At 62.3% G+C, this 25,608-nt stretch carries 32 protein-coding genes and 2 pseudogenes; 21 read left to right on the top strand and 13 right to left on the bottom strand.

The annotated features are described in order from the left end of the window. Nucleotide 1 precedes the first annotated feature (1 nt). Nucleotides 2-565 (bottom strand): LysR substrate-binding domain-containing protein, encoded by a 564-nt coding sequence (locus WDB86_RS03540; protein WP_406736621.1) that lies wholly within the window; start codon nucleotides 563-565, stop codon nucleotides 2-4. A 581-nt stretch (nucleotides 566-1,146) separates the two neighbouring features. Between WDB86_RS03540 and WDB86_RS03535 the strand changes: the two genes are divergently transcribed. The 4 genes from WDB86_RS03535 to WDB86_RS03520 all read left to right on the top strand — a co-directional run bounded on the left by WDB86_RS03535 (nucleotide 1,147) and on the right by WDB86_RS03520 (nucleotide 2,697). Further along, a complete protein-coding gene (locus WDB86_RS03535; protein WP_009573768.1) occupies nucleotides 1,147-1,470 on the top strand; it encodes a DUF736 domain-containing protein in 324 nt (107 codons plus the stop codon). 194 nt (nucleotides 1,471-1,664) lie between these two features. Beyond that, nucleotides 1,665-1,913 carry a helix-turn-helix transcriptional regulator gene (locus WDB86_RS03530; protein WP_320177630.1) on the top strand — a complete coding sequence of 83 codons (249 nt, stop codon included), beginning with the start codon at nucleotides 1,665-1,667 and terminating at the stop codon, nucleotides 1,911-1,913. Nucleotides 1,914-2,012: 99 nt separating this feature from the next. Then, nucleotides 2,013-2,282 (top strand): DNA -binding domain-containing protein, encoded by a 270-nt coding sequence (locus WDB86_RS03525; RefSeq protein WP_406736620.1) that lies wholly within the window; start codon nucleotides 2,013-2,015, stop codon nucleotides 2,280-2,282. A gap of 106 nt (nucleotides 2,283-2,388) precedes the next feature. Beyond that, nucleotides 2,389-2,697, top strand: a complete 309-nt coding sequence (locus WDB86_RS03520) for a transcriptional regulator domain-containing protein (protein WP_406736619.1) — start codon at nucleotides 2,389-2,391, stop codon at nucleotides 2,695-2,697. 181 nt (nucleotides 2,698-2,878) lie between these two features. On the opposite strand, the pseudogene WDB86_RS03515 reads toward WDB86_RS03520, so the two are convergent. Both WDB86_RS03515 and WDB86_RS03510 read right to left on the bottom strand, forming a co-directional pair. Next, nucleotides 2,879-3,214, bottom strand: a pseudogene (locus WDB86_RS03515) (IS110 family transposase); the annotation flags it as partial. Nucleotides 3,215-3,619: 405 nt separating this feature from the next. After that, entirely contained in the window at nucleotides 3,620-4,042 is a 423-nt protein-coding gene (locus WDB86_RS03510; RefSeq protein ID WP_406736618.1) for a winged helix-turn-helix transcriptional regulator, read from the bottom strand. Between the two features lie 96 nt (nucleotides 4,043-4,138). On the opposite strand from WDB86_RS03510, the gene WDB86_RS03505 reads away from it, so the two are divergent. Then, nucleotides 4,139-5,212 (top strand): FAD-dependent oxidoreductase, encoded by a 1,074-nt coding sequence (locus WDB86_RS03505; protein ID WP_406737012.1) that lies wholly within the window; start codon nucleotides 4,139-4,141, stop codon nucleotides 5,210-5,212. Nucleotides 5,213-5,601: 389 nt separating this feature from the next. On the opposite strand, the gene WDB86_RS03500 is transcribed toward WDB86_RS03505, so the two are convergent. The 3 genes from WDB86_RS03500 to WDB86_RS03490 all read right to left on the bottom strand — a co-directional run bounded on the left by WDB86_RS03500 (nucleotide 5,602) and on the right by WDB86_RS03490 (nucleotide 8,403). Further along, nucleotides 5,602-6,576 carry an SDR family NAD(P)-dependent oxidoreductase gene (locus tag WDB86_RS03500; protein WP_406736617.1) on the bottom strand — a complete coding sequence of 325 codons (975 nt, stop codon included), beginning with the start codon at nucleotides 6,574-6,576 and terminating at the stop codon, nucleotides 5,602-5,604. A gap of 84 nt (nucleotides 6,577-6,660) precedes the next feature. Continuing rightward, nucleotides 6,661-6,837, bottom strand: a complete 177-nt coding sequence (locus tag WDB86_RS03495) for a hypothetical protein (protein WP_406736616.1) — start codon at nucleotides 6,835-6,837, stop codon at nucleotides 6,661-6,663. A gap of 33 nt (nucleotides 6,838-6,870) precedes the next feature. Continuing rightward, the gene (locus tag WDB86_RS03490) at nucleotides 6,871-8,403 is read right to left on the bottom strand and encodes an FAD-dependent oxidoreductase (protein ID WP_406736615.1); all 1,533 of its coding nucleotides are present in this window, start codon (nucleotides 8,401-8,403) and stop codon (nucleotides 6,871-6,873) included. 66 nt (nucleotides 8,404-8,469) lie between these two features. On the opposite strand from WDB86_RS03490, the gene WDB86_RS03485 reads away from it, so the two are divergent. From WDB86_RS03485 to WDB86_RS03430, 12 genes are all read left to right on the top strand, one after another. Beyond that, nucleotides 8,470-8,952, top strand: a complete 483-nt coding sequence (locus tag WDB86_RS03485) for a MarR family winged helix-turn-helix transcriptional regulator (protein WP_406736614.1) — start codon at nucleotides 8,470-8,472, stop codon at nucleotides 8,950-8,952. Nucleotides 8,953-9,338: 386 nt separating this feature from the next. Continuing rightward, nucleotides 9,339-10,334: a P-type conjugative transfer ATPase TrbB gene (gene trbB / locus WDB86_RS03480; protein WP_406736613.1), complete on the top strand. Its 996-nt coding sequence runs from the start codon at nucleotides 9,339-9,341 to the stop codon at nucleotides 10,332-10,334. Continuing rightward, the gene (locus WDB86_RS03475; RefSeq protein WP_406736612.1) at nucleotides 10,331-10,663 is read left to right on the top strand and encodes a TrbC/VirB2 family protein; all 333 of its coding nucleotides are present in this window, start codon (nucleotides 10,331-10,333) and stop codon (nucleotides 10,661-10,663) included. Before trbB ends, WDB86_RS03475 begins: the two co-directional genes overlap by 4 nt. After that, entirely contained in the window at nucleotides 10,663-10,944 is a 282-nt protein-coding gene (locus WDB86_RS03470) for a VirB3 family type IV secretion system protein (protein ID WP_406736611.1), read from the top strand. Before WDB86_RS03475 ends, WDB86_RS03470 begins: the two co-directional genes overlap by 1 nt. Before the next feature lie 6 nt (nucleotides 10,945-10,950). Further along, nucleotides 10,951-13,461: a conjugal transfer protein TrbE gene (trbE, locus tag WDB86_RS03465; protein ID WP_406736610.1), complete on the top strand. Its 2,511-nt coding sequence runs from the start codon at nucleotides 10,951-10,953 to the stop codon at nucleotides 13,459-13,461. Next, a complete protein-coding gene (trbJ, locus tag WDB86_RS03460; protein ID WP_406736609.1) occupies nucleotides 13,458-14,240 on the top strand; it encodes a P-type conjugative transfer protein TrbJ in 783 nt (260 codons plus the stop codon). Before trbE ends, trbJ begins: the two co-directional genes overlap by 4 nt. Before the next feature lie 18 nt (nucleotides 14,241-14,258). Continuing rightward, nucleotides 14,259-14,546, top strand: coding sequence for a putative entry exclusion protein TrbK-alt (trbK-alt, locus tag WDB86_RS03455; RefSeq protein WP_406736608.1), 288 nt, complete (start codon nucleotides 14,259-14,261; stop codon nucleotides 14,544-14,546). Nucleotides 14,547-14,549: 3 nt separating this feature from the next. Further along, nucleotides 14,550-15,899, top strand: coding sequence for a P-type conjugative transfer protein TrbL (gene trbL, locus WDB86_RS03450; protein WP_406736607.1), 1,350 nt, complete (start codon nucleotides 14,550-14,552; stop codon nucleotides 15,897-15,899). Then, a complete protein-coding gene (gene trbF, locus WDB86_RS03445) occupies nucleotides 15,896-16,585 on the top strand; it encodes a conjugal transfer protein TrbF (RefSeq protein WP_406736606.1) in 690 nt (229 codons plus the stop codon). The genes trbL and trbF overlap by 4 nt, the downstream gene beginning before the upstream one ends. Beyond that, nucleotides 16,582-17,610, top strand: a complete 1,029-nt coding sequence (trbG, locus tag WDB86_RS03440) for a P-type conjugative transfer protein TrbG (protein ID WP_406736605.1) — start codon at nucleotides 16,582-16,584, stop codon at nucleotides 17,608-17,610. The genes trbF and trbG overlap by 4 nt, the downstream gene beginning before the upstream one ends. Continuing rightward, nucleotides 17,607-18,728 (top strand): TrbI/VirB10 family protein, encoded by a 1,122-nt coding sequence (locus WDB86_RS03435; protein ID WP_406736604.1) that lies wholly within the window; start codon nucleotides 17,607-17,609, stop codon nucleotides 18,726-18,728. The genes trbG and WDB86_RS03435 overlap by 4 nt, the downstream gene beginning before the upstream one ends. A 2-nt stretch (nucleotides 18,729-18,730) precedes the next feature. Beyond that, nucleotides 18,731-18,970: a DUF2274 domain-containing protein gene (locus tag WDB86_RS03430; protein WP_406736603.1), complete on the top strand. Its 240-nt coding sequence runs from the start codon at nucleotides 18,731-18,733 to the stop codon at nucleotides 18,968-18,970. Here the strand turns inward: WDB86_RS03430 and WDB86_RS03425 are convergent. Genes WDB86_RS03425 through WDB86_RS03410 form a run of 4 tightly spaced genes read right to left on the bottom strand, consistent with a single transcriptional unit; the run spans nucleotide 18,903 to nucleotide 21,094 of the window. Then, nucleotides 18,903-19,448 carry a hypothetical protein gene (locus tag WDB86_RS03425; RefSeq protein WP_406737071.1) on the bottom strand — a complete coding sequence of 182 codons (546 nt, stop codon included), beginning with the start codon at nucleotides 19,446-19,448 and terminating at the stop codon, nucleotides 18,903-18,905. The genes WDB86_RS03430 and WDB86_RS03425 overlap by 68 nt on opposite strands. Nucleotides 19,449-19,480: 32 nt before the next feature. Next, nucleotides 19,481-20,320 (bottom strand): NHL repeat-containing protein, encoded by an 840-nt coding sequence (locus WDB86_RS03420; RefSeq protein WP_406736602.1) that lies wholly within the window; start codon nucleotides 20,318-20,320, stop codon nucleotides 19,481-19,483. Then, the gene (locus WDB86_RS03415) at nucleotides 20,317-20,736 is read right to left on the bottom strand and encodes a carboxymuconolactone decarboxylase family protein (protein WP_406736601.1); all 420 of its coding nucleotides are present in this window, start codon (nucleotides 20,734-20,736) and stop codon (nucleotides 20,317-20,319) included. The genes WDB86_RS03420 and WDB86_RS03415 overlap by 4 nt, the downstream gene beginning before the upstream one ends. Then, nucleotides 20,687-21,094 carry a MerR family transcriptional regulator gene (locus tag WDB86_RS03410; RefSeq protein ID WP_406737011.1) on the bottom strand — a complete coding sequence of 136 codons (408 nt, stop codon included), beginning with the start codon at nucleotides 21,092-21,094 and terminating at the stop codon, nucleotides 20,687-20,689. Before WDB86_RS03410 ends, WDB86_RS03415 begins: the two co-directional genes overlap by 50 nt. Nucleotides 21,095-21,392: 298 nt before the next feature. Here WDB86_RS03410 and WDB86_RS03405 point away from each other — a divergent pair, with 298 nt between their 5' ends. The 3 genes and pseudogenes from WDB86_RS03405 to WDB86_RS03395 all read left to right on the top strand — a co-directional run. Continuing rightward, nucleotides 21,393-21,521, top strand: coding sequence for a hypothetical protein (locus WDB86_RS03405; RefSeq protein WP_406737010.1), 129 nt, complete (start codon nucleotides 21,393-21,395; stop codon nucleotides 21,519-21,521). Nucleotides 21,522-21,530: 9 nt separating this feature from the next. Further along, the gene (locus WDB86_RS03400; protein WP_406736600.1) at nucleotides 21,531-21,686 is read left to right on the top strand and encodes a hypothetical protein; all 156 of its coding nucleotides are present in this window, start codon (nucleotides 21,531-21,533) and stop codon (nucleotides 21,684-21,686) included. A 458-nt stretch (nucleotides 21,687-22,144) separates the two neighbouring features. Then, nucleotides 22,145-22,222: pseudogene (locus tag WDB86_RS03395) on the top strand (DUF2274 domain-containing protein); the annotation flags it as partial. Here WDB86_RS03395 and WDB86_RS03390 read toward each other — a convergent pair. Genes WDB86_RS03390 through WDB86_RS03380 form a run of 3 tightly spaced genes read right to left on the bottom strand, consistent with a single transcriptional unit; the run spans nucleotide 22,185 to nucleotide 24,947 of the window. Beyond that, a complete protein-coding gene (locus tag WDB86_RS03390) occupies nucleotides 22,185-23,252 on the bottom strand; it encodes a LysR substrate-binding domain-containing protein (RefSeq protein WP_406736599.1) in 1,068 nt (355 codons plus the stop codon). The pseudogene WDB86_RS03395 and the gene WDB86_RS03390 overlap by 38 nt on opposite strands. A gap of 7 nt (nucleotides 23,253-23,259) precedes the next feature. Beyond that, entirely contained in the window at nucleotides 23,260-24,432 is a 1,173-nt protein-coding gene (locus tag WDB86_RS03385) for an MFS transporter (RefSeq protein ID WP_406736598.1), read from the bottom strand. A gap of 14 nt (nucleotides 24,433-24,446) precedes the next feature. Continuing rightward, entirely contained in the window at nucleotides 24,447-24,947 is a 501-nt protein-coding gene (locus tag WDB86_RS03380) for a GlcG/HbpS family heme-binding protein (RefSeq protein WP_406736597.1), read from the bottom strand. Nucleotides 24,948-25,056: 109 nt separating this feature from the next. Here WDB86_RS03380 and WDB86_RS03375 point away from each other — a divergent pair, with 109 nt between their 5' ends. Then, complete coding sequence (locus tag WDB86_RS03375; protein WP_406736596.1) at nucleotides 25,057-25,374, top strand: hypothetical protein; 318 nt, start codon at nucleotides 25,057-25,059, stop codon at nucleotides 25,372-25,374. Nucleotides 25,375-25,608 lie beyond the last annotated feature (234 nt).

The raw sequence follows: 25,608 nt of genomic DNA, 5'->3' as shown, positions 1-25,608 counted from the left end.
GTTATTTCAAAGCAGCTTTCAGAACATCGATGGTGCGTCGTATCCGTTCCTGTCCGCGTTGCGAGCTATGAACGACGGACCAGATGTCACGGACAAGGAGAGGGTCGCCGGATCCCACCGTCGTCAATTCCTCTCGGTTCGTGACGAGGAAGTCGGGCAACGCCGCAATCCCGCCCTGTGCCAGAACACCTGCAAGCTGCAGGTCGAGGCCCTCCGCATAGCAGGCGAAGTGTCCGCCTGCGATCCGGTTGAGAAGGACCTGCTGTGGCATCGCATCCGGGACGTCTCCTTGGCCGATATAGCGCCATTGATTTTCCGGTGTGCCAGCAAGGTAGTCGCGGTGGCCGTATAGTCTGAAGGGGGCCTTCCCGATTTTGGAAATCGCCAGATCGCCTTCGTCGGGCCGCGATAGCCGGATCGCGATGTCTCCCTCGCCCCGATGTAGAGAGGCGAAGCCGATCCGACCGATGATCTGGGGCTTTAGCTCAGGAAATGCGTGACCCAGCTTCAGCAACGGGCCGATCAGGCGGAAGCGCGCATGGACCGGCGGAGCTGAGATCTTCACGCGCTCCTTCCCTTAGGCGCCTGACACTTCGGACGAACCGATGAAGCAGGATCCGAAATGCGTTGGACTGCCACCGCGATCGTCAGGATACCGGTATGGGGCGGTGTGCGGATCGGCTTGAGGCCCGCGTCGCTGCCCGTGGCCGTGCGGAGGGAATGGCGGAGCGTTCGAGCGGCGGACCGCACCTGTGATCGGGGGCGGTACGTCGGGTGGGGTGCCTGGAGCGTGAGGCGCATGGCCTGTCGCGGGTGAGCAAACCCGCCGGTGGAAGGGTCGGTCAGGCTTATGAGCATCCGCGGTTGCCATCGTCTCCGCTCCTTGCCCGTCCCATGTCCGCTCCATACGGCCCTTTCAATGGCCTGATCTGGCCGAAGATCGGCTACGCCTCGACCGGTTTGGCGCAACAGCGCCGCCATAACTTTCTTCCCCTGGGCTGCGCCCATTCCGCGCGCAACAAGAAAGTTCTGCCTTTGCTGTCCAACCCCCGGCAAAGCGGTGGTGCACCGCCGGTCGTCTCCGGCCTGTCGATCGCCATCGGGCCGCAATGGTGCGGACCCGGAAACGGAAAACGGAGACTTAAAATGGCAACCATCGGCACCTTCAAGAAGACCGGCAATGAATTCACCGGCGAAATCGTCACCCTCAGCGTTCAGGTCCAGGGCGTGCGCATCGTTCCCGACACCCGCGCCACCGGCGAGAATGCCCCCAGCCACCGGGTCCTGGTCGGCCGCGCCGAGATCGGCGCCGCCTGGTCCAAACGCTCCGGGGAAGGCCGCGACTATCTGGGCCTCAAGCTCGACGATCCGAGCTTCACCGCCCCGATCTACGCCAACCTCTTCGACGACGAGGACGGCGAGAGCTACGCTCTGATCTGGTCCCGCCCCAACGGTCGCCGCGGCGAATAACGCCGTCGCGAGGCCTCGGTCGAAAGGTCGGGGCCGACTACCAAAACGAGCAACCGAATCAGTTCCCGAAATTTGCGGCGCCAAAGTCGAAATGCGATGTAAACACTTAAGAATTTTGGTGGTGAATTTCTATGATACGACTATAATGGTCGTAGTTCTGGCGTTTGCGCCGGGCCGGATGGGAGGTGATCTGCATGATCACCGCCCGACAATCGCGGGCCGCGCGGGCGCTTCTTGGATGGACACAGGAGCAGCTTGCGGATGAGGCCCGGGTATCTTTGACCGCGCTCAAGCGCCTCGAGTCCGAAAGCGGGCTCGAGGTTTATGAGACCACGCGCGATCAGGTTCGACGGGCGTTCGAAGCGAATGGCATTCTGCTCCTGAACTCCGACCAGGGGATTGGAGTGATGCATGTTCAGGCGAAGGCCGTCGCTAAGGGCTGACTATTCCGGCAGGTTTCGCCGTGAACAGAATTGCGCTATTGCCGTGCTCACGAAACTGTCAACTGGCTGTGCTAGGGATGTGCAGCAAACGCCGTGGGGATGCGTGTGACGATCAGCAGCTTGCAGGATGTGCCACCGCAGGGGGACGTGGTGACGGAATATGACCGTCGTCACATGACGCAGTATATGCGTTTACTCGATGCTGCAGGCGAGGGTGCGAGCTGGCAGGAGGCCGCCCAGATCATCCTGGGGCTCGATACGCAGCAAGAGCCTGAGCGGGCGCGCCTGGTCCATGACGCTCATCTTGAACGCGCGCGTTGGTTGAGCTCGGAAGGGTATCGGCAGTTGGCGGCGGGGCGAACCGGATGAGAAGGTGATGCGCCGCGCGCATCACCTGATGCCTTGGGGCGGGCTTCCCAAGTGATTGATCTCTTGAAATCCTTTCTCGTGATCAACCCAGGGGAGAGGCGATGCCATGCAACCTGATCGCTCGAATTGGCGTGACCAGGCCGCCTACGACTATCTCGATGATCTGGCCGCGCCGGAACTCGGCTGGGAATGCCTGCGCCGCAATCCCGAATATCAGCATGATTACGCGAAGCTCACAGGAGAACCCCCGGAGAGGGTTGATCTGATGGATCAGGTCAGCCGTCGATGGGGGTTGTGCTTTCCCGATCCGACCTGGGCTGCCCGCTTCCGTTGCGGAGGTGTTCTGGTGTCCAGCGGTCGACACGAGTGCCGTGGTGCTCGTTGCCGCCCCCGCGGCACTTGGCGGGGAGGCTGATCGTCTTGGCGAGGACATCGTCGCCTCGACGGGCAGACCGTCCCCCATGGGAGAGCACCTGCGCCACAGGCTGCCGGACGGAACGTACCTGCATCTTGTCGCACCTTCGGGGGCCCGCCACAGGCTTGTGGCCACCGTTCCTCTCGGCCCTGAGGGGCTCGACCGCATCGAAGCAATCCAGCGGCTCCTGGCGGACCAGCACCGCCGTCGATCGATCCCCCGCGACACCCGTCTGTCCCTTGTTGAACGGCTTCACGTAAACCGCCGGGATGATCCGCGTGTCGAACCCCATGCCGCGCAGCGTCCGGCTGACGAAATGGTCACTCAGGCAGGCCTCCATCCCGACAACACATTGCGGCAGCTTGTCGAACGTGGAATTCAAGGCGAGCCGCTTGATCTGCTTGCGCAGAACCACCTGACCGGAGCGGTCGAAACCGACCAAGTGGAACGTATCCTTGCCGATGTCGATGCCGACAACTGCCAGGTCCTCAATGCTTCCTGTCTTCTTCGCACACATGGCTGCTTCTCCTTTGGCACGGATGATCCCGGTCCAGGATAACCCGACGGTGGGGGAAGCAGCCGGCACATCCCATTACCGGACTTTCAGTGCCTCTGGTCGCGCCGCGGTGCGGCTTCACCGTACCGGCCTTTCGCTGTGCTCGCGCAGTGTGTAATCGGCTTCACGACAGGACCGCAGGACGTAAGTGAACTATGCTGCCCTGAGAGAAGTGTCCATGATGGCGTTCCGTCGCCGAAAAACGAACGTCGTGAAAGCGCTCCAGTGTCTCGGCCGTAGGGTTGCGTTTGTTCTCAGATGAGAGCGAGGATTCGCCGTCTATGGGATTATTGCGATGTTGGTCGTTTTTTGGTCACGTTTCAGAGTTCCAGGGAAGACCCGCAAAATCTGCACAGCGATCTATTGCTATGTGGATTTCGGAATGCCCGCATCAAAGTCGTTCTGGGCTCTCTTCATGTCTTGAAGGTTTTCCAAAACCCAGAGCCCTAGCGATTGAATGGGCTGTTGCAGCGAGGCCCCGAGAGGGGTCAACGCATATTCAACAGTCGGCGGAACGGTCGAGTGTACGGTACGACTGACGAGCCCATGGCGCTCCAATTTCCGTAAGGTAAGTGTCAGCATCCGCTGCGTGATGCCACCGATCTGTCGCTTCAGATTGTTGAATCGGCATGGTCCTGCGGCGAGGCAAATGACGATCATCATTGACCACTTGTCGCCGATCAGCGCGAATGTCGCGGCGATTTCCTCGCAAGACTGCGTCCCAAGCACTGCGTGTATGTCATCACCCGACGGATTGGACGGTATCACGGATGTGCCTTCTTGTGACATTTCAGGTTCTCAATCTATACTAAGGATATAAAGTATACCGACGTCGGCTGTTTGAGGCAACTCTGCGCCAAACATCATGCAGGAGCGAATGTGAAGATGAAAATTGTCATTGTTGGAGGAGGTTACGCAGGAACCATAATGGCGCATGCCTTGGATGGGCTGGCCGATGTAACTCTTGTCGAGCCACGTGAAGCATTCTTTCACAGTGTCGCTGCGATCCGCGCTGTCGTAGAGCCGGGGCTTCTCGACCGCCTGATCATTCCCTACAACCGCCTGCTGAAGCACGGCAAAGTGATCCGCGCGCGCGCTGTGGACATCTCGGATGGGGAAGTCGTTCTCGACAATGGGGATGTGCTGAACGCAGGGATCGTCATCACCGCGACGGGGTCCGGGTATGCCCAACCGTTCAAGCCCCGGTCCGATACGGTCGCCGATTTCAAAGCGGATCAGGCTGCCGCGCATGCGCAAGTCCAGAACGCCCAGAAGATCGTCATCGTCGGGGCGGGGCCGGTCGGTGTGGAACTGGCCGCGGAGATCAAGCACGCGCATCCCGACAAGCGGATCTCGATCCTGGCAAGCTCGGACAGTGTCGTTCCCGGCATTTCCGCCAAACTGTCAAAGGCGCTGAAGCCGCAGATTTCGGCAATGGGGATCGATCTGACGCTCGGCACCACTGTCGAGGATCTACAGCGAACCGACGCGCCTTTTGCCGGGACCGTGAAAGTCGCGGGTGCGACAATTGAGGCAGATGTGGTCTTCCCCGTTTTCGGTGCGAGACCTGTTCTCCCTCCCATCAAGAATGCGCAAGCAACGCCGTCCCGGCGCCTGGACGTGGATGGTTGGATGCGGCCGCATGGGTATGAGAAAATCTTCGCGCTTGGCGATGCGGCTGAGAATGGAGACCCGATGACAATCTGGTCGGTCCGGCAGCAAACCGGGTGGCTGATCAAGACGATCAAAAAGCTGATCGCGGGGACCCCGGTCGACCGTCAACCGCAATACGCCAGGACGACGAAACCATTGCTTCTGGTTCCGGTTGGTCTGGATCAAGGCTCAAGCGTTCTTCCACTCAGTCGGTCGGGGTGGCTGGTCGGATCGTGGCTCACACAGAGGATCAAGGGAAAGGACCTGTTCTTGACCAGCACCCGCAAAGAACTGGGCTATCGCTGAGCCCTGGAGAACCTTTCACACCGAAAGTTCCCGTCTGTGATGAAGAGGTGGGCGGCCCCAGCTCTCGGCCGCGTACTCCTCAATCATTCCAATGATCTGTTCATCAGAAAATCTGCGCTTCATGATCTATCCTTTTCTCGGACGGATCATTAACACCCGCGCGGGCCGGTTTCAGGGGCTACGTCAGCTTGTCGTTTGCCAAGCCCGCTGGAGCAGCGGGTGATCAGAACGACGTTATTCTAAATTTCGGTCATTTCCTCTTCCATTTGGGGGGCTTTCTGGCGCGTTGCAGGAGTATTTTGCGACTGCAACACGAAACCAGGGGCGACCCTTCGGGCCGCAGTCCGGCGAGTGGGCAAGGGCCCTCCTGCACGCGTCGCCCAGTTCCCTCAGTCCGCGCGGATCGCGCTCTGCATGGCTTCCACACCTGCCATCAATTCGTTCGGAATCCGTGTTTGCAGGTCTTTCATTGTCCAGATGCCGTCCTCTGCATGGATCGACTTGAACACCTCGGGGGTCGACCACACTCCAATTTCGCCGTCTGCTGCCAGCCGGAACAGGTGGCCCGAAATATCGGAGGCATCGTCTGAGGCAAGATATGCCAGGAAAGGGACCATGCCTTCGGCCGTGCGTTTCATTGCGTCCGGTGCTCCCGCTTCGATCGCCTCGCTGGGCACACCTTGCAGCCGATAGGCGGCGGCCGCGTTGACCCAGGCGCGCGTGCGCGCCAAAGGCGTATAGGCATTCATTGTGATCCCGAGACCTCGAACGTCAGATGCAGCCGCTTTGGTCAGTGCGACTATGCCAGCGTTGGCGGCGCCGTAGGCGGCATACCCTTCGACCCCGAGGTACGCATCCGACGAGGAATTCAATATCCGTCCAAAGCCCTGCTCCTTCATGTGGGGCAGTGCGTGGTGCATCAAGTTGAAGGCGCCTTTGAGCTTGGAGTTGATGCTGATGTCCCAGAGCGTTTCGTCCATGTCCATGATGTTGCCCACCCAGTTGGACGACGCATTATGAATGACGATGTCGATGCGGCCAAAGGTATCTCGGGCGGCGTCTACCATGGTGCCAGCAGTGCCGAAATCGCTGACATCCCCAAACACCGGGAGGGCTTGTCCACCGCGCCGAACAATCTCGTCAGCGGTTGTTTTTGCGTCGCCCGAAATGGCTTCCAAGGCGGCGCGTTCGGCTTCGGTGAACGGGATGTCGGTTTTTTCGAATGCATTCAGGGATGAGCCGGGTTTGCGGTTGTTGGTGATGACCGCCGCACCTTCTCGCGCCAAACATAGCGCGATGTCTCGACCGATCCCCTGACCCGATCCTGTTACGATAGCAACTTTTCCTTGGAGGGGTCTTTCCATGGTTATTCTCCTTATCGCTATTCCCAATCCGCTTGGTTGGCTGATCCGGCTATACCGCTCCAGAATTGATGCGGTTCAGTATGGTCACGCAGCAATGGCCCTCAGGTCCGTACCGTGCATGACGGGATCGAAGTCATCCCGATCAAGGTGAATAAGGTCGAGCTCATGGCTACAGTCGGCAAGGCTGGTCTGGATGCCCTCCAGAATGGCGGCACTATAGCTGCCCTCGTAGGGTTGATTGAAGACAACAAGAACCTTCATGGTCGGTTTCCATCGCGAAAAAGTTGGAAAGGGTCAGGCGGCGATTGGCGCCACGAGGGATGCGAAGCTGTCGATCGCCGCGACACGGTCATGGGTTGCAATTTCACCGATGTAGCCGTCCGGTCGGATCAGGATCAGCGTGTCTCCCGCGATGCCGTAGATGGACCGGAACGAGCCCTGCGGATCGCTCAGCGAAAGCGCTTCCCCGGCCGTTCCGTCGATGGCTACGCGGGTCAGTCCGGCGCCGTTCTCGGGCCAAGTGACGGCCGCGAGTTCCGCCCGTGCTTCCTGTCCGACAGCGATCAGCGTGAAGGCCGGGCCGCGGGTCACATCGAACAGGCGCAGGGGTGTGCCGTCCTGGCCCGCGAGCGTCGCGTCGGGGGCACGGTCACCCGACTGCAGAGTCGTGGTTGCCTCGCTATCGGAGCTGGCCAGCGGGCCGCCCTTGTAGGTGATGCCGAGCTGCTTCTCATCCGCGCCCCGCTTGATACTGGCAGGATCGAGTCGATTGAGGGCCTCGTATTTCTGGGTCGACAGGCCGAGCACCCGCGCGGCGATCGGTTGCCGCTCGGCCTCGTAGCTGTCAAGCAGCGCCTCGGGGGCGCCGGCCAAGACCTGGCCGAGCTTCCAGCCGAGGTTATAGGCATCCTGGATGCCGGTGTTCAGCCCCTGGGCCCCCATGGGCGTGTGCACATGCGCCGCGTCGCCTGCCAGGAATACCCGGCCTTCACGGTAACGCGCCGCCAGCCGGATATTGGGACGGAAGACAGTCTTCCACTGTATGTCGCTCAGCCGCAGCTTGCCGGAGCGGGTCTGCGTCCTGAACCGCTCGTTCAACGCGGCATCGGACAAGTCGGGCTCCTCGCCGGGCTGCAGGCGGATCATCACCTGAAACAGGTCGCCATGCGGCAGCGGGCAGGCCCCGGCAAACCGGCCCCTGAGGCCGGGCCAGACGTGCCAGTGATCGCGCCCCAAGCCTTCGATCCGGCCGTCGAGGATGATCATCCGGTCGGCTTCGTCGGTCTGCCCCTCGAAGGCGATGCCAACGCTCTTGCGTACAAGACTTGCGCCACCATCGGCCCCCACGACATAGCGGGCGCGCAGCTCTTCGGGGCCGGAGGGGCCGGCGATCCGCGCCGTCACGCCGTTGTCATCCTGCTCGAGCCCGAGAAGTTCCGTGCCGTATTCGACCTGGACCCTAAACGGCGCGAGCTGCTTCTGAATAATCGAGTCGGTGCTCAACTGCGGGATCAACCAGGTGTCGCGGTAGGGAGTAGCGTCGCTTTCGGGCGCCGGCTTGGACATCCGCTTGGGGATTCTGACCGGACCCAGATGGATGCCCAGAGGTGGGTAGGGAGACCCGGCAGCGAGGATGTCGTCCAGCGCGCCGAGGTCTTCGAACACTTCGAGCGACCGGGGCTGGATGCCCTTGGCGCGCGATCCGGGAAATCCGTGCGGACTCTTGTCGATGATGCGGGTGCTCACGCCGCGCCGTGCAAGGTCGACGGCAAGGGTCGACCCCGCCGGTCCCGCGCCGACGATCAGAACGTCGAGGTCTTCAGACATTTGCAGGTCTCCGTTATATGTGCAAAATACACATAGTTGAGTCGATCAATTCTGCCAAGGATAAATATGCAAAATACACACATCTCGACACTTACGCGCCAACTGCATATCGCGCTGCTCGACATCATGGCCGTGATGAACAACCCGCAGGTTGACGAGGAGATGGTTCGAGCATCCGGGCTCAACCTCGACCGCGCCCTCTTCGCGCTGCTCGTCAGTGTCGAGAGGTTCGGTCCCCTGGGGGTCGTGGACCTGGCAGAGCGCGTCGGTCGTGACTACACGACCGTCAGCCGCCAGGTGGCCAAGCTTGACGACCTCGGCCTTGTCGAAAGGCGCGGCAGTGCACACGACCGCCGCGTCCGCGAAGCCTGCATCACGCCTAATGGGCAGTTGATGACCGACGCCGTCGATGCGGCCCGCGCCAGAATGGCCGGGGAAATATTCGAGTCCTGGGACGAGGAAGAGGTTGGGGAGCTCGTTCATCTCGTGCAAAAGCTGGCGAAAGGAATGCGCGAAGTGACCGGCTCGACACCGTTTGTCACGCCATAGCGTAGACGATTGAGATCATTAAGCGGACTTCCTCTGCAACCGAACCGTTCTGCCAGTTTCGGGAAATCGTCCGAAGGTCGGGAAAGCCCCGCACACGGAACCTTGATGAGACGCGCAGCGAACTTCCGCTTCCCGCCCTGGGCTGCCAGCGGGGCCTCTCGCCTCGACCGGCCGCTCTCTGCCCGCAACACCATGTTCTAGCGATAGTTGCCATGACGTTTTCCCCGTGGGGATGGGGTAGGGTCCGGTCCGCCGTTTTCCTGTCTTTCCACGCCACGCTACGACGCGCCTCGGAAACCTGTTGAGCCTTAGGCTTTTGCGGCTTTCTTAATCGACCCCGATCCAGGGCGGCCTGTTGGAGGCGCCCGTAAGGGAACGGGGCCGGCATGGCGAAGACCGATCAGAGACCAGAGGTGATCCGGAGAAGCGCGCGGATGCTGCGCACCGCGCTCGGGCCGGCGATCGCCGGGTTTCTGGACGACCCTATGACCGTCGAGGTGATGCTCAACCCCGATGGGCGGCTCTGGGTCGACCGACTTTCTGAGGGGCTGACCGACAGCGGCAAGACGCTGAGCGCAGCAGACGGCGAGCGCATCGTTCGACTAGTCGCGCACCATGTTGGGGTCGAAGTTCATGGACTGTCCCCTCGCGTCTCTGCGGAATTCCCGGAAACCGGCGAGCGCTTCGAGGGGCTCTTGCCGCCCGTCGTCGCAGCCCCGGCCTTCGCCATCCGCAAGCCCGCTGTCGCTGTGTTCACGCTCGACGACTACGTCGCCGCCGGGATCATGACCCCGACGCAGGCCGAGGCGCTGCGGCAGGCGGTTGCGGGACGTTCCAATATCCTCGTGGCGGGCGGCACGTCCACCGGCAAGACCACTCTGACCAATGCGCTGCTCGCCGAGGTGGCCAAGACCTCTGATCGCGTCGTGATCATCGAGGACACGCGGGAACTGCAATGCGCCGCGCCGAACCTCGTGGCGATGCGCACCAAGGACGGTGTTGCCAGCCTGTCCGACCTGGTGCGCTCCTCGCTGCGTCTGCGCCCCGATCGTATTCCGATCGGTGAGGTGCGTGGCGCCGAGGCGCTGGACCTTCTCAAGGCCTGGGGCACGGGACATCCCGGCGGCATCGGCACCATCCATGCCGGTACCGGGATCGGCGCTTTGCGCCGTCTCGAGCAACTCATCCAGGAAGCCGTCGTTACCGTGCCCCGCGCCATGATCGCGGAGACCATCGACCTCGTGGCCGTCCTGGCCGGGCGCGGCTCCGCACGCCGTCTGGTCGCACTCGCCCGCGTCAAGGGCCTCGGGCCGGACGGCGACTACCGGATTTCACCTGTCATTTCAGAATCCACCACTCACGAACCAGGAGACCTCGAATGATCCGTCACGCCCTGCGCATTCGCCGCCAGATCGCCACCGCGGTCACGGCCACCTATGTCAGCCTGTTCATCGCCCCGGCCGCTCATGCCTCCGGTTCTTCCATGCCCTGGGAAGCGCCTCTGCAATCGATCCTCGACTCCGTCGAGGGGCCGGTGGCCAAGATCGTGGCGGTGATCATCATCATCGTCACCGGTCTGACGCTGGCCTTCGGCGATACCGGCGGCGGATTCCGGCGCCTGATCCAGATCGTGTTCGGCATCTCCATCGCCTTTGCGGCCTCGTCCTTCTTCCTGAGCTTCTTCAGCTTTGGTGGCGGAGCGCTGATCTGATGGCGGTGAGTTTCGAGTCCCTCGACGCGGTGCCGGGGTTCAGCGTGCCAGTCCACCGTGCGCTGACCGAACCGATCCTCCTCGGCGGCGCACCGCGTTCAGTCGCCATTCTGAATGGCACGCTCGCCGGTGCGGTCGGCCTCGGGCTTCAGCTCTGGCTGGTCGGGATCCTGATTTGGGCCGTCGGCCACATCGCCGCCGTCTGGGCGGCCAGGCGCGATCCGCTCTTCGTTGAGGTCGCCCGCCGCCATCTGCGAATCCCCGGTCATCTCTCGGTGTGAATCCCCATGATGAATCTCGCAGAATACCGCCGCACCGCCTCGCGCCTCGCCGACTACCTGCCCTGGGTGGCGCTGGTCGGGGAGGGCGTGGTCCTCAACAAGGACGGCTCGTTTCAGAGGACAGCGAAGTTTCGGGGTCCCGATCTCGACAGCGCCGTCGCGGCCGAACTGGTCGCGGTGGCGGGACGGCTGAACAACGCCTTCCGCCGGCTCGGTTCCGGGTGGGCGATTTTTGTTGAAGCACAGCGCTCTGAGGCTGCCACCTATCCGGCAAGCATCTTCCCGGATGTGGCATCGGCGCTGGTCGATGCCGAGCGCAAGGCCGATTTCGAGGAGAAGGGGAGCCATTTCGTATCCGGCTACTTCCTGACCCTCCTCTGGCTTCCGCCTGCCGAGGACGCGGCGCGCTCAGAATCCTGGCTCTACGAGGGCCGCGAAACCTCGGGTGTGAACCCCTGGGAACAGGTGCGCGGCTTCATCGACCGTACCGATCGCGTGTTGGCGCTGCTCGACGGCTTCATGCCGGACTGCCACTGGCTCGATGACGCCGCTACGCTGACCTACCTGCATTCGACGATTTCGACCAACCGGCACCGCGTGCGCGTGCCCGAGGTGTCGGTCTATCTCGACGCGCTCTTGCCCGACCAGCCGCTGGCCGGCGGGCTGGAGCCGCGCCTGGGCAATCATCACCTCCGCGTCCTGACGATCACCGGCTTTCCTGGCGTCACGACCCCGGGCCTGCTCGACGAGCTGAACCGGCTGGCCTTTCCCTATCGCTGGTCGACCCGGGCCATCCTCATGGACAAGCTGGATGCAACCAAGCTGCTGACCCGGATACGTCGCCAGTGGTTTGCCAAACGCAAGAGCATCGCCGCGATCCTCAAGGAGGTGATGACCAACGAGCAATCCGCGCTGGTCGATACCGATGCGGCGAACAAGGCCGCTGATGCGGATATGGCCTTGCAGGAACTCGGCGCTGATGTGGCCGGGATGGCCTATGTCACGGCCACGATCACGGTCTGGGACGAGGAGGTCCGCCGCGCTGACGAGAAGCTGCGGCTGGTCGAGAAGATCGTCCAGTCCCGCGATTTCAGCGTCATGGCCGAGACGGTCAACGCCGTCGATGCCTGGTTCGGAAGTCTGCCCGGGCATGCCTATGCCAATGTCCGGCAGCCTCCGATCAGCACATTGAATCTCGCCCATATGATCCCGCTCTCGGCGGTCTGGGCGGGCGAGGCGCAGGATGAGCATTTCGGCGGCGCTCCGTTGCTCTACGCCAGGACCGAAGGCTCCACTCCGTTCCGGTTTTCTCTGCATGTCGGGGATGTCGGGCACACGCTCGTCGTCGGCCCGACCGGCGCAGGCAAGTCCGTGCTGCTGGCACTGATGGCGCTGCAGTTCCGGCGGTACCAGCGCAGCCAGATCTTCGCCTTCGACTTCGGAGGCTCGATCCGCGCCGCTTCGCTCGCCATGGGCGGCGACTGGCATGATCTTGGCGGAGAGCTGACCGACGCGGCCGACAGTTCCGTGTCGCTACAGCCGCTGGCCCGCATTCACGAGACGTCAGAGCGCGCCTGGGCGGCTGACTGGATCGTCGCCATCCTGACGCGCGAGAACATCCGGATCACCCCGGATGTGAAGGAGCATATCTGGACGGCGCTGACCTCGCTGGCCTCGGCCCCTGTGGGCGAGCGTACCATGACCGGCCTCGCGGTCCTGCTGCAATCCAACGATTTGAAGCAGGCGCTGCGTGCCTATTGCGTCGGTGGACCCTATGGCCGGCTTCTCGACGCCGAGACCGAACAGCTGGGATCGGCGGATGTGCAGGCCTTCGAGATCGAGGGGCTGGTGGGAACCGGTGCGGCGCCCGCCGTCCTCTCTTACCTGTTCCACCGGATCGGAGATCGGCTCGACGGACGGCCCACGCTGCTCATCATCGACGAGGGCTGGCTCGCGCTCGATGACGATGCTTTCGCCGAGCAACTCCGCGAATGGCTGAAGACGCTGAGGAAGAAGAACGCCTCGGTGATCTTCGCGACGCAGAGCCTCAGCGACATTGATGGCAGCGTCATCGCGCCTGCGATCATCGAAAGCTGCCCGACGCGGCTCCTGCTGCCGAACGAGCGGGCCATCGAGCCCCAGATCACCGCCATCTATCGTCGCTTCGGCCTCAATGACCGGCAGATCGAGATCCTCGCGCGGGCCACGCCCAAGCGCGACTACTACTGTCAGTCGCGGCGTGGCAACCGGCTGTTCGAGCTGGGTCTCAGCGATGTCGGGCTCGCACTCTGCGCGGCATCGTCCAAATCGGATCAGGCGCTGATTGCCGAGATCTGCGCCGGGCACGGCAAAGACGGCTTCCTCGCCGCCTGGCTGAAGGCGCATGGCCTCGATTGGGCCGCCGACCTGATCCCCGACCTCACCAATCTCGCCATCGACGCAGAGGGGGCATCTCCGGCCTCCGCTGTTGTTGAGGACGCCGACATCGACCTTGAAGAAGAGGAAGTCACACCATGACACGCAAGATTACGTTTCGGTCCGCGGGCACGTCGCTGCTCGCCCTCGCGCTGGCGATGCCCATGGCCATGTCGCCCATCGCAGCGCCGCCCGCGCAGGCGCTCTTCGGCATCGGCGGGGGGCCTTTCATCGTCTACGATCCGACCAACCACGCCGAAAATCTCCTGACCGCGGCGCGCGCTCTGGAGCAGATCAACAACCAGATCGCACAGCTCCAGAACGAAGCGCAGATGCTGATCAATCAGGCGCGCAATCTCGCCAACCTGCCGTATTCCGCGCTCCAGCAGATCCAGCAGAACGTCAGCCGCACACAGCAGCTCCTGGCCCAGGCGCAGAACATCGCCTTCGACGTGCAGAGCATCGACCAGATGTTCCAGCAGGACTATGGCAACCTTTCCCTGACGGCGACCGACCAGCAACTGATCGCCGAGGCCCGGTCCCGTTGGGAGATTACCGTCGGTGGCCTGCAGGATGCGATGCGCGTGCAGGCCGGTGTCGTCGGCAACATCGATGCCAACCGCGCAGAGATGTCCGCGCTCGTGGGGCAGAGCCAGAACGCGGTCGGTGCACTGCAGGCCACTCAGGCCGGCAACCAGCTCCTCGCACTGCAATCGCAGCAGCTCTCGGATCTGATCGCGGTGATCTCGGCAAACGGTCGCGCCAACGCGCTGTCCGAGGCCGAGCGCGCCACCGCTGCAGAACAGGGCCGCATCCAGCGCGAGCGCTTCCTGACGCCGGGCTCGGGCTACCAGCCCGGCAACGCGCAGATGTTCAACTGAGGCCGGGAGGGGGAGACGATGGAGGGGAAGGTGCTGGCCCGGATCGCGGCCATCGTGTTCGTGGCGATCGCGATCACAGCCACGGTGATCGAAATGACACGCGAGGAAGCTCCCGTGCCGGCCAGCACCGCGCCCGCGCTCCAGCCGTCTGCCGATCCTCTCCGCGCGACGCTGCGCCGGTGCCAGCAGCTTGGCGAGGCCGCTTCCAGCGATGCCGATTGCCTCGCCGCCTGGGCAGAGAACCGCGACCGGTTCCTCGGTCGGACGCCGGCTCCCGAAGCGCCACAGCGGTCGGGAGATCAGTAAGCCATGGGCGGAACCGGCGTCATCGATAATTTCCTGGGCATCTTCACCAGCTACATCGACAGCGGGTTTGGGCTGCTCGGCGGCGAGGTGGCCTTCATCGCCACCACGCTGATCGTCATTGACGTGACGCTGGCGGCGCTGTTCTGGGCCTGGGGCGCCGATGACGACATCATTGCCAGACTGGTGAAGAAGACGCTCTTTGTCGGGGTCTTCGCCTATATCATCTCCAACTGGAACAACCTCGCCCGGATCGTCTTCGAGAGCTTCGCGGGCCTTGGTCTGATGGCCTCGGGCACCGGGTTTTCCGCCGCCGATCTTCTGCGCCCCGGCCGCGTCGCCCAGACCGGGCTCGAGGCCGGACGGCCGCTGCTCGAGAGCATCTCCGATCTGATGGGCTGGGTCGCGGTCTTTGAGAACCTCGTCCAGATTCTCTGCCTGTTCTTCGCCTGGGCGCTGGTGATCCTCGCCTTCTTCATCCTCGCGGTACAGCTCTTCGTCACCCTGATCGAGTTCAAGCTCACGACCCTCGCGGGTTTCGTTCTGATCCCCTTCGGCCTCTTCGGCAAGACCGCCTTCATGGCCGAGCGCGTGCTTGGCAACGTCATCTCGTCCGGCATCAAGGTCCTGGTCCTCGCCGTGATCATCGGCATTGGCTCGACGCTCTTCGGCCAGTTTACCGCGGGTTTCGGCGGTGTGACGCCGACCATCGATGACGCCATGGCGATTGTGCTGGCCGCCCTGTCTCTGCTGGGCCTCGGTATCTTCGGCCCGGGCATCGCCTCGGGTCTGGTGTCCGGCGGGCCCCAACTCAGCGCGGGGGCGGCCATAGGCACCGGCCTTGCCGTTGGTGGTGCTGCGATCGGCGCCGGAGGGGCGACCATGCTCGCAGCGCGCGGAGCCGGATCTGCACTCTCCGGAGGCGCCGCCCTCGCACGTGGCGGCGCGGCCGCGGCGGGCGCTGCCTCGAGCGCTTACACGCTCGGCTCGATGGGCGGAGGAGGTCTCGCCGGCGGGATGGCTGGTGTCGCGCGCGCCGGGGCCGCCGCTGCGGCATCACCGCTCAAGAAGGCGTCCTCTCGCGCGGCTGGCGGCATCCAGTCCAGCTACGCCGAGGGCGTCAAGGGCGGTGTTGCGGCGACGGGCGGAACCACCTCGATGGGCACGGTCGGCGGAGGGGCGCCCGAGCCTTCTTCCGGTCCGTCCGCCTCCGATGGCCCGCCAGCCTGGGCGAAGCGCATGCGCCATAGCCAGGCGATGAGCCATGGTGTGCGCGCTGCCGCCCATGCCGTCCGGTCGGGCGACAGCCATGGCTCGGGCTCCTCCGTCAATCTCTCCGAAAGGGATCGCTCATGAACCTCTTCAGGCGTTCCGCCACGCATTATGGCAAGACACCTCAACCAGAAACGCCTTACCAGAGGGCAGCGCAGGTCTGGGACGAGCGTATCGGCTCCGCCCGCGTTCAGGCCCGCAACTGGCGCTACATGGCCTTCGCCAGCCTGATCTTGGCGGCGGGTTTTGCCGGCGCCCTGGTCTGGCAATCTGCGCGTGGTACCGTCGTGCCCTGGGTCGTTCAGGTCGATGCGCTTGGCGAGGCCCAGACCGTCGCTCCGGCCTCCGCCGACTACGAGCCGACCGATCCGCAGATCGCCTTCCATTTGGGTCGTTTCATTGAACAGGTTCGTTCCATCCCCGCCGACCCGATTATCGTGCGGCAAAACTGGCTGCGCGCCTATGAGTTCACCACGGACCGTGGCGCGGCTGCGCTGAACGACTTCGCCCGCGCCAACGACCCGTTCACCCGCGTCGGGCGCCAACAGATCGCCGTCGAGGTGTCCTCCGTTATCCGGGCCTCACCAGGATCGTTCCGCGTCGCCTGGACCGAACGCCACTACGAGAACGGCCAGCTTTCCACGACCGAGCGCTGGACCGCGATCCTGACCGTCGTGATCCAGGCTCCGCGCAGCGCCGAGCGCCTGCGCGCCAATCCTCTCGGAATCTATGTCAATGCGATCTCCTGGTCGCGGGAGATGAGCCAATGACTGAACAGCATCTTCATGCAACCAGGTCTCCGGGCGTCAGGACGCCGGTGTTGGTGGCCTTGCTGCTATCCGCATCCGTACTGGCGGGATGTGCCAGAAACCCGGTGCCGGAATTCAGCTATGACGAGTCCGTGCCGCCGCTGCCCACTCCGCCCGCCTCGGCTGCCGAGGAACACCCTCGGCCGTTGCACACGCCGCCGGTCTGGACAGTGGCGCATGGCGGAGCGGTGGCAGGCACACCGACCGGACGTATCGAAAACGCCAACGCCGCCGCCCGGGTCGAGCCGCGCCGCGAGGGCTATTACAATGCGATCCAGATCTATCCCTGGTCGGAAGGTGCACTCTATCAGGTCTATGCCGCGCCGGGTCAGATCACCAACATCGCACTCGAGCCGGGCGAACGTCTGACCGGCGCGGGTCCGATCGCTGCGGGGGATACCACGCGCTGGATCATCGGCGACACGGAGAGCGGGACCGGATCTACCGCCCGCGTCCACATCCTCGTCAAACCGACGCGGGACGACATCTCGACCAATCTGGTGATAAGCACTGACAGGCGGGTGTACACGATCGAGCTGCGTGCGCGCGAGGAGCTCTACATGCCCTCGGTCGCCTGGGCCTATCCGGCAGCACCCCGCGGTGGGCGGCAGGCTGTGGCAACCGCGCCGACCATCCCGGCACCATCGGCACGCAATCATCGTTACGGCTTGCAGATTCAGGGTGAGAGGCCGCCCTGGCGCCCGGTTTCGGTCTTCGACGACGGCCGTCGCGTCTATGTCGTCTTCCCTGCTGGCATCGCCCAGGGCGAGATGCCGCCGCTCTTCGTGCTCGGCGCCGACGGAGAGCCGCAGATCGTCAACAGCCGCATCCATCGGAACGTGCTGATCGTGGATCGCCTCTTCGGTGCGGCGGAGCTCCGGCTGGGCGCAGGAGACCGCCAGCAGGTGGTTCGGATCGTGCGCATGGAGGAGCGCGAGGCGGATGCGCGGACGGAGGGTGATGCGCGAAGGGGAGGAGCATCATGAGTGACACCGATACAGCGGCTCCGATGCGTCTGCGCCCCGATCCGCCGAGCGTGACCAGGCTGTCGCGCAAGGTTCTGGCCGGTGTCGGGGCGGTCGTCCTGTTCGGCATCGGTGGTGCGCTGATCTATGCGCTTCAGACCCGTGAGGCTGGGCCGGGAGGTGGAGAACTCTATTCCATCGACAACCGACCGGCAGCGGACGGCCTGGAAGGTCTGCCATCCGACTATGCCGGACCGGTTCTCGGACCTGCGCTGCCCGGTGACCTCGGGCGGCCCATCCTCGACGCACAGGAGCGGGGCTTACCCGTGAACCCTCCGTCGATTGCGGGCCCGACCGTCGATCCGGAAGCGGAGCGCCGCAGGGCAGAGGGGGAAGCTGCGCGTGTGAGCGGTGTCTTCTTCCAGACGGCGTCTGGCAGGGCAACGACGGCCGGGGTCGGCGTGAACCTTCCGGGCCTGGGTGGTGCCGAGCAACCTGAGGGGAGCCGGCATACCGCTTTTCTCAACGGTCCGGTGGACCGGGAGACCGTCGCATCGGATCGCATTCAACCGCCAGCCTCTCCGTACATCCTTCAGGCGGGAGCGGTGATCCCGGCCGCGCTCATCACCGGCATTCGCTCAGATCTCCCGGGGCAGATCACCGCGCAGGTCACCGAGAATGTCTATGACAGCCCGACCGGATCACTGCTGTTGATCCCACAAGGAACCCGCATCATCGGCCAATACGATGACGGTGTGACCTTCGGCCAACGCCGCGTCCTGCTGGTCTGGAACCGTCTGATCCTGCCTGGCGGTCGATCCATTGTTCTCGAACGTTTGCCTGGGGCGGATGCGAGCGGCTATGCTGGACTCGAAGATGGCGTCGACTATCACTGGTGGGATCTGACGCGCGCGGCGGGTCTGTCCACGCTACTCGTGATAGGCGCGGACCTCGCCACCGATGACGAAGACCGCCTGGTCCAGGCGATCCGCGATGGAGCGGTGGACACGATCAACCAGGCCGGTCAGCAGATTGTCCAGCGTCAGCTGCAGGTCGCGCCGACGCTGACCATCCGTCCGGGGCTCCCGGTCAGGATCATCGTCACCCGCGATTTGGTATTCGAAACCGCAGGAGGTTGATCGTGTCGAAACTCAAGCTTGGGCACTTGCCCGATGACAAGCCGGTTAAGGTGACGGTGGAACTGTCGGCGTCCGTTCATCGCGATCTAGTCGCCTATGCTGAGGTGCTGGGGCGGGAAACGGGGCAGCCTGTTGCCGATCCTATCCGGCTGGTCGTGCCGATGCTAGAGCGGTTCATGGCAACGGATCGAGCGTTTGCGAAGGCTCGGCGAGCAAAGAAGAGCTCGACGTCGACAACGTGAGAATCTGGGCTGCTTTCCTTGCCATGGAAAGGCGACTCCTGAGGGCGGGGGTATCATTCCGGGGCGACCATACCGTCGAGAACAGGAGGGTCTCGCCTGAAATCGGGCGGTAAGCGGTACCGGGAAACCGTGTCACGGCCATCGCTTCGCTTATCAGTGTCAGGCCTTGGCCGATCGCCACGAGCGATAATAAGTTGTCGCGACCCACAAACTGCGTTTGGATCCCTGTATGGCTTCTGAGGCGGGAAGCTTTCCGAAAAATGTGTTCGTGGACTTCGCGGCCGAGGGAAGCATCGCTGACGATAAAATCTTGCACCACCAAATCGTGCCAGGCCAATTCTTCACAGGCAGCCAGGGGATTGTCCGCGAGCCGGACCTCAAGAATGCGCTCCGACCAAAAATGTGCCTCGTTGCAATCCGCTTCCCTGCCATGGCTGGAACGTGCCAAGTGTACCCGGCACAAGCCATAGGCGATCATTCGGTGCTTCTGAAGCCCGGTACATGGTGCCTCTACTGTTCATCGGCGACGAGTGGGATTCGATAGACGGCTCCGTCGCCCCATGCAGCTGTTAGAAGCGACATCCCGTCCGGCGCGACCACCAGGCCGACCGGACTCCGCAGCCCGTCAGCGACAATCCGGGAACTGCCGTTTGGCAGGATCTCCCGAACGGTAGTTCCCCCGTAATCAACCACGAATACGCGGCCATCGCTCGTCATCGCCACACCGGGGCCGGGGGCGCCGAACGCCTTACCGGCCTCGATGCGTGTTCCATCTGGGCGGAGTATCGTGACGCCGCCACCAATGTTGGAGACGACGTACCCGCCATCCGGGGGCTGGACAGCGCCAACCGGAGTTCTCAAGTCGCTGATCACCGGCTCTAGACTTCCGTCCGCTGCTAAAGCCAGGATTTGGTTGGTGCGGCGATTGGCTATCAGCAAGCGACCGGAACTGTCGATGCTCAGGCCGGCTGGTGTCGCGAGTCCCGACACGTGCAGGCTGGCCTGGCCTTCCGGTGTAAAACGATGGACTTCATCGCGGGAATAGGATGCCACGTAGATTGTACCGTCAGCGCCGATTGCCAGACCCGACGGACCGGAGAGCCCATCCGCGAATATGCTGCGGTTTCCGGCCGGGTCGATGCGAGAGACACGCCCCGGACTCCATTCGGCGATGAACAGATTTCCGGTCGAGTCGAAGGCCATGCCGACCGGCGAGTTGAAATCGCCCCATAGTTTCTCCGGGGTGACCGGATTCGCATATGCGGAAGTTGGCCCCAAGATCGGGAATGCCGGGACCACGGCTAGGGCAAGTGCGCCAGCGGCCGTCAAAGTCCGAAACGAGTTCATCATGCCGCATCCTCCGTCTGGTTGGGGAACCGGGCATTGAAGACGTCCTTGGCCGCGAAGAGGCCATTGAGCGCTGCAGGAAAGCCGGCATAGACCGCCATCTGCATGATGACCTCGGTGATCTCTTCCTTGGTCACCCCAACGTTCAGCCCGGCTTCGATGTGGACCTTCAACTGCGGCGTCGCAGTCCCCATCGCGGTGAGTGCAGCTATGGTGGCGATTTCTCGTGAGCGCAGATCCAGGCCGGGTCGGCAGTAGATGTCGCCAAACGGAAACTCGAACAGGTATTTCGCGAAATCAGGGGCAATGTCTGCCAGGGCGGCAACAACTTTGTTTCCGGCTTCACCGTCGATTTCAGCGAGCGCGCGCTTACCGCGTTCCAGCCGGCTTTCGCCGACGTTCGGGGATTGATGCGTCATAGTCTTTCATCCTCTGTTCCTTGCTGGCATATCCGGCAATTTTGGTGTCGAGGACGAGAAGGCAGGCTTGCAGCTCAGCCACGTGGGCACGGACACGCTCGCGGTGCTGTTCGAGCAACGCTCTTCGCTCCGCCTCCGTGCCAACGCCGCGCTCCCGTAATGCCGCGTAGTGCAGCATTTCCCGAATAGGCATCCCGGTCGTTTTGAGGCGGTTGAGAAACTCTATCCAGATCAGGATCGATGCGTCGTAGTCACGTTGGCCCGATTGGTCCCTACCGGCATAAGGAAGCAGCCCGATCCGCTCATAGTAACGGATGGTGTGAGCTGACAAACCCGAACGCTTAGCTAGTTCGCCAATCTTCCTGAGAACCCTTCTTTCGTCACGACGCAGGAAGATCTACGGCTTAGAGCGCACTCTAAGTCAATAGGTAAAACGATAGTATATTTGGGACATGGTTTCAGAGTGAAATACCACCGAATTCCAAAGCGCCCACAGTACCCCTCGGTCTGCAAGTGGGGGAACACCCTGACCTACTGGCAAAGCTTCAGGCCCGAGAGGTGCTGTTAGCCAGTGCGCTGCTGCTCGTGCTCTGCGCAGCGCTGCTGATGAATGCCGGGGGGCTGTCGATGGCGATGGGGCGTTCTTGGCCGGTCTGATGCTTCCGAATTCCAGCTATCGCCGTCAGGTAGAGGCAGATGTCGAACCTTTTCGGGGCCTGCTCATGGGGCGGTGCTTCCTCGCTGTAGGTATGTCGCTCGATTTTCGCGTGATGGCGGCAGAATGACGCTACGTGTTGGCCATGCTGGTCGCCTATCTGAATGACACGATCGTCCGGCTATACATCCAGAACATGCCCGATCACGCTCCGGTTTGGACACCGGTCGGGGTCGAAGTTTTGGGTCTGTCGACCATGAGGATAGAAATCGATGTCATCGCAATCATCTCGTGACACCGTGCCGTTGCCGCGACGGTGGAGCTCAGCAATTCGCCTCCGCCGTCGCTTCTCGTGACCCGGTCAGGAGCAACTGTCGTGCGCCGCAATTCCTGATCTGGTGGCAAAGCGCGGGGCCCACCCGGCCAGATACGTGAATGTTGCGAAGATTAATGTCGCGGTGCCCGCACCGGCATTGCCAAGAAGCAGTCCGAGGTGCTGGCGCCGGTGGTTTGGCTGGCGGCGATCGTCAGGAACCCGATCATCTACCCTGTCGCAGAGCGTTCGGGTAAGGCGCGTACGCCCGAAACAAGGTAGACGCCTGCGAGCATCACGTATGCCGCCCCAAAGACAGCACCTCCGATCATTGTTAATGCAGGCGTGGCGATGCTGATCCGCATCAGGTGATGGCGGCTGCCATTTTCAGTAGGAATGTCCGATGGACAGGGACGAGCCCGAAACGAGCGACAGTGCCCGCCGATCCTGTCAGGTTGATTGTGCCGATGCTCGGAAGGTTCATTGCGACCGACCGTGGCTTTGCGAAGGCGCGTCGGAGAACGACGAGGAGTGCACGGCTGGCCTGAGGCCTGATGCTTGACTGGAATTTGACATCGTACGTGCGATGCTGAGCAGGCGACGCCAGGCAGGATTGTCGTTTTGCGGCGACCAGACTGCACTGAAGGGGAGAACTTCGCCGTGGATTGGTCGAAAGACCACATCTGGAAACTGTGCGGCGGTGGTTGCTTCGCTGGTGATGGTGAGACCTCGACCAATCGCGACCAACGTCATGAGATCGTCCCGGCCAATGGTCTGGGCCTCAATCTCCGGGTGACGACCGAGATCCGCGAGGCGTTGCACGAGATAGTCGTGAATTTCTGGTCCGGGAGCGGAAGCGCTGACGATGAAACGCTCTCCTACAACCTGTGCCCACTCGATCTCATCGATCTGCGCCAGCGAATGCCCGGAGGGGAGCGCTAGGAATACGCGCTCGGTCCACAGATGGGCGGTATCACATCCGGCCCATGCCGAGGTCCCGGTAATGAAGGCAACGTCGAGTTGGAGCTGACGAACGGAGGCAATATGTTCTGCTGGGTTGCCATTCACCAACTCGATGGAGACGCCGGAATGCGCTCGGTCAAAGGCATCGAGAAGGTCACGGAGAAAACCAGAGGCCAGCGAAGAGAAAATTCCAATCCTGACCCGGCCTTTCTCCGATCTACCTAAGGCCGCAACAGCGCAGGCGCCATCGCTGACATTTTGCAGGGCCATCTGTGCGCGACGCAAGAACTGCCCTCCCGCCTGGGTCAAGGTGACGCCCGTGGTCCGTCGGTGAAAAAGCGAGGCGCCTAGTCGGTCTTCAAGATCCCGAATGCATCGACTAACGGTCGACTGCTTGATCCCAAGCGCGATCGCGGCCTTTCGGAAGCTTCCATGCTCGGTTGCCGCCACAAAGTAGCGAAGGTGGCGTAACTCCAACAAATCTGATTTGGATGCCGTGTCTGACGTTTGAACGCCTCTTGACCGGAAAGCAACTTTCGTTGCTTCCCGGCTTCTTTTTTCACCGCCGGGGTCCGGCAGTTCCATAGGGCAGTCATGCTTGCTGCACATTGAGACGTTTGTGCCGGTGCAGCCAAAAGACGATGACCATGGCGATGACGGCCGATCCGACCGCGGCCCATGGAGTTGCCAGCACGCCGGCTTTCTCGATAATGAGGCCTCCGAGGAAAGACGCCCCCGAAATGCCGAGGTTGAATGCGGCAATATTGAACCCGGAAGCTGTACCGACGGCATTAGGTGCTTCCTCTTCCGCGATTGTCACGACACCTGACTGGACGATGGGCGAGATCGCGAAGGTAAATATTCCCCAGACGAAGAGGTTGATGAACATCAGCACAGGCACCGGAGCGGTGAAGGGCAGGGCGATCAGGGAGACGATCAGGCCGGTAATCTTGATGGTCAGCGCGCGTTCCGTGCCGAGCGTGTCGGACGTCCAGCCGCCCAGAAGGTTACCCAGGAAAGTCGCGACGCCGAACGCAACCAGCGCTAGGCTGACCGTCGTTTCGCTGACGCCCGTGACCTCCGTCATCAACGGCGTCAGATAGGTGAAGACCACAAAGGAAGCACCGAAGCCGAAGGTGGTGACAAGATACATCGCAAGCAGGCGTGGCCGTCCGAGCAGCTTCAATTGAGACAGTAAACCTTCGGGCGCGGTGTGGCGAATGTCTTTTGGCAGGAGTGTAACCAGACCAAGCACGCTGATCACCCCGAGCGCTGACACCGCGAGGAAAGGCGCACGCCAGCCCAGATGCTGACCGACAAAGGCGCCGAACGGCACGCCGACCACCATCGCGACCGTGAGGCCTGCGAACATGAGCGACACGGCGCGTGCGCCCTTGGACTTGTCTACCAGCGATGTCGCGACCGTCGCGCCAATCGAGAAGAAGACGCCATGGGCAACACCGGTCACGATCCGGCCAGCCAACAGCACCTCATAGCCCGGGGCGAAGGCGGCGATGAGGTTACCGATCGTGAAGATCACCATCAATCCGATAGCCAGCGCCCGGCGCGGAATATTGCCGGTGAGTGCCGTCACCGTCGGCGCGCCGAGCGTGATGGCGAGGGCATAGAGGCTGACGAGCAACCCTGCGGTGGGAATGGAGACGGCGAGATCTCGGGCCATTTCCGGGATCAGGCCGACGATGACGAATTCGGTGGTGCCGATGGCGAAGGCCGACACCGCCAATGCAAGGAGACCAAGTGGCATGTCAGCCCTCCTCCTTATGCTTTGAGTGCGGCAGCGGCCGCCTGAGCGATGTCTTCATCGGCCTCGACCGTTGCACCGGCCACACCGACGGCGCCGACGAACGCGCCATTCTTGTCACGCAGAACGACGCCGCCGCCGAAGCTGATCAGCCCGCCATTGGTGTTTTCCAACGTATAGATTGCGCCACCCGGCTGCGCAGCCTGCCCGAGCTGAAGACTGTCGGTCTGGAATAGCGCTGCGGTCCGGGCCTTTTTCTGGCTGACGTCGATGGGGCCGAGCATGGCACCGTCCATACGATGGAACGCGACGAGATGCGCGGTCGTGTCGAGAACCGTGATAGAGACGGCAAACCCGCCTTCGGCGGCTTTGGCCTGCGCGGTTGCGATCACTGTTTGAGCGATTTCGGAGGTCATGAGGAGCTTCCTCTCGTTGAGTTGAAGGAAGCCAGAACAATATTCAGGAAAATCCAAAACGGAACAATGGATTTCTTGAATCGGTATATGTTCAATAGTCATGAACTTTTGGGTGATCCTTTACTATCGTGGGGCTCAAGCCGCGTCTTGCCGCTTCGGACCGTTTGATCGGCGGATCGAGGCGCACCGTGGATTGAAGGAGTTGTGCGCATTGGTAAAGACCCTCGTCATCCGCCGGATGGCCGTGCGTGTCGTTAATCTATTTAAAATGATCGATGTCGACGAGGATCAGGCAGGCGCTTTTGCTGACTTCATCATGTGCGGCAGCCTTCGACGAAGCGATCAAGTGACCTGCGGCTCCACAAAGCGACATGACAAGATTGGATGGTGCGTGTGCACCCGAAATCAGATCTGCTGCGTCGATGAGAAGGAGCTCGATGCTCCGCGCATCACGGACGGCGCTGCGATGTGCTGCGTATGCAGGAAAAATAATGGATGTGGCGAGAGAGAGAAGAAGCGCGCAGAGTAAACCTGCGCATCACAACTTTTGCTCCAGGCTTATCAATTGATATAATGCAACTTTTTGTTTCGATTTCATATACAACTCCGGTTGTGTCGAAACCCGCCACCAGAATGGCTCCTCTCTCGACTTCCTGTTTCCAAATATCCGACCACAGAATGCACATTGTCAGATAACCGTCTATTAAAGGTTGGTAGTACAGCAGATGCTGCCATCTGACCGGCAGGCATGAATGCCGAAGCA

This window comes from Thioclava sp. GXIMD4215, assembly GCF_045291555.1.
GTDB lineage: Bacteria > Pseudomonadota > Alphaproteobacteria > Rhodobacterales > Rhodobacteraceae > Thioclava > Thioclava litoralis.
Note: the sequence above shows the minus strand (reverse complement) of the source record. Positions and strands in the feature narration are given on the sequence as shown.

What these genes read in the sequence shown, in the direction of transcription:
- WDB86_RS03470 (WP_406736611.1), top strand. Translation starts at nt 10,663, where the DNA reads ATGGCGGTGAGTTTCGAGTCCCTCGACGCGGTGCCGGGGTTCAGCGTG.
- WDB86_RS03420 (WP_406736602.1), bottom strand. Translation starts at nt 20,320, where the DNA reads ATGATGAACTCGTTTCGGACTTTGACGGCCGCTGGCGCACTTGCCCTA.
- WDB86_RS03425 (WP_406737071.1), bottom strand. Translation starts at nt 19,448, where the DNA reads ATGATCGCCTATGGCTTGTGCCGGGTACACTTGGCACGTTCCAGCCAT.
- WDB86_RS03475 (WP_406736612.1), top strand. Translation starts at nt 10,331, where the DNA reads ATGATCCGTCACGCCCTGCGCATTCGCCGCCAGATCGCCACCGCGGTC.
- WDB86_RS03505 (WP_406737012.1), top strand. Translation starts at nt 4,139, where the DNA reads ATGAAAATTGTCATTGTTGGAGGAGGTTACGCAGGAACCATAATGGCG.
- WDB86_RS03495 (WP_406736616.1), bottom strand. Translation starts at nt 6,837, where the DNA reads ATGAAGGTTCTTGTTGTCTTCAATCAACCCTACGAGGGCAGCTATAGT.
- WDB86_RS03390 (WP_406736599.1), bottom strand. Translation starts at nt 23,252, where the DNA reads ATGGAACTGCCGGACCCCGGCGGTGAAAAAAGAAGCCGGGAAGCAACG.
- trbK-alt (WP_406736608.1), top strand. Translation starts at nt 14,259, where the DNA reads ATGGAGGGGAAGGTGCTGGCCCGGATCGCGGCCATCGTGTTCGTGGCG.
- trbE (WP_406736610.1), top strand. Translation starts at nt 10,951, where the DNA reads ATGATGAATCTCGCAGAATACCGCCGCACCGCCTCGCGCCTCGCCGAC.
- trbJ (WP_406736609.1), top strand. Translation starts at nt 13,458, where the DNA reads ATGACACGCAAGATTACGTTTCGGTCCGCGGGCACGTCGCTGCTCGCC.
- WDB86_RS03530 (WP_320177630.1), top strand. Translation starts at nt 1,665, where the DNA reads ATGATCACCGCCCGACAATCGCGGGCCGCGCGGGCGCTTCTTGGATGG.
- WDB86_RS03415 (WP_406736601.1), bottom strand. Translation starts at nt 20,736, where the DNA reads ATGACGCATCAATCCCCGAACGTCGGCGAAAGCCGGCTGGAACGCGGT.
- trbB (WP_406736613.1), top strand. Translation starts at nt 9,339, where the DNA reads ATGGCGAAGACCGATCAGAGACCAGAGGTGATCCGGAGAAGCGCGCGG.
- WDB86_RS03485 (WP_406736614.1), top strand. Translation starts at nt 8,470, where the DNA reads ATGCAAAATACACACATCTCGACACTTACGCGCCAACTGCATATCGCG.
- WDB86_RS03385 (WP_406736598.1), bottom strand. Translation starts at nt 24,432, where the DNA reads ATGCCACTTGGTCTCCTTGCATTGGCGGTGTCGGCCTTCGCCATCGGC.
- WDB86_RS03510 (WP_406736618.1), bottom strand. Translation starts at nt 4,042, where the DNA reads ATGTCACAAGAAGGCACATCCGTGATACCGTCCAATCCGTCGGGTGAT.
- WDB86_RS03525 (WP_406736620.1), top strand. Translation starts at nt 2,013, where the DNA reads ATGCGTGTGACGATCAGCAGCTTGCAGGATGTGCCACCGCAGGGGGAC.
- WDB86_RS03500 (WP_406736617.1), bottom strand. Translation starts at nt 6,576, where the DNA reads ATGGAAAGACCCCTCCAAGGAAAAGTTGCTATCGTAACAGGATCGGGT.
- WDB86_RS03380 (WP_406736597.1), bottom strand. Translation starts at nt 24,947, where the DNA reads ATGACTATTGAACATATACCGATTCAAGAAATCCATTGTTCCGTTTTG.
- trbG (WP_406736605.1), top strand. Translation starts at nt 16,582, where the DNA reads ATGACTGAACAGCATCTTCATGCAACCAGGTCTCCGGGCGTCAGGACG.
- WDB86_RS03535 (WP_009573768.1), top strand. Translation starts at nt 1,147, where the DNA reads ATGGCAACCATCGGCACCTTCAAGAAGACCGGCAATGAATTCACCGGC.
- trbL (WP_406736607.1), top strand. Translation starts at nt 14,550, where the DNA reads ATGGGCGGAACCGGCGTCATCGATAATTTCCTGGGCATCTTCACCAGC.
- WDB86_RS03405 (WP_406737010.1), top strand. Translation starts at nt 21,393, where the DNA reads ATGCTTCCGAATTCCAGCTATCGCCGTCAGGTAGAGGCAGATGTCGAA.
- WDB86_RS03520 (WP_406736619.1), top strand. Translation starts at nt 2,389, where the DNA reads ATGCAACCTGATCGCTCGAATTGGCGTGACCAGGCCGCCTACGACTAT.
- WDB86_RS03435 (WP_406736604.1), top strand. Translation starts at nt 17,607, where the DNA reads ATGAGTGACACCGATACAGCGGCTCCGATGCGTCTGCGCCCCGATCCG.
- trbF (WP_406736606.1), top strand. Translation starts at nt 15,896, where the DNA reads ATGAACCTCTTCAGGCGTTCCGCCACGCATTATGGCAAGACACCTCAA.
- WDB86_RS03490 (WP_406736615.1), bottom strand. Translation starts at nt 8,403, where the DNA reads ATGTCTGAAGACCTCGACGTTCTGATCGTCGGCGCGGGACCGGCGGGG.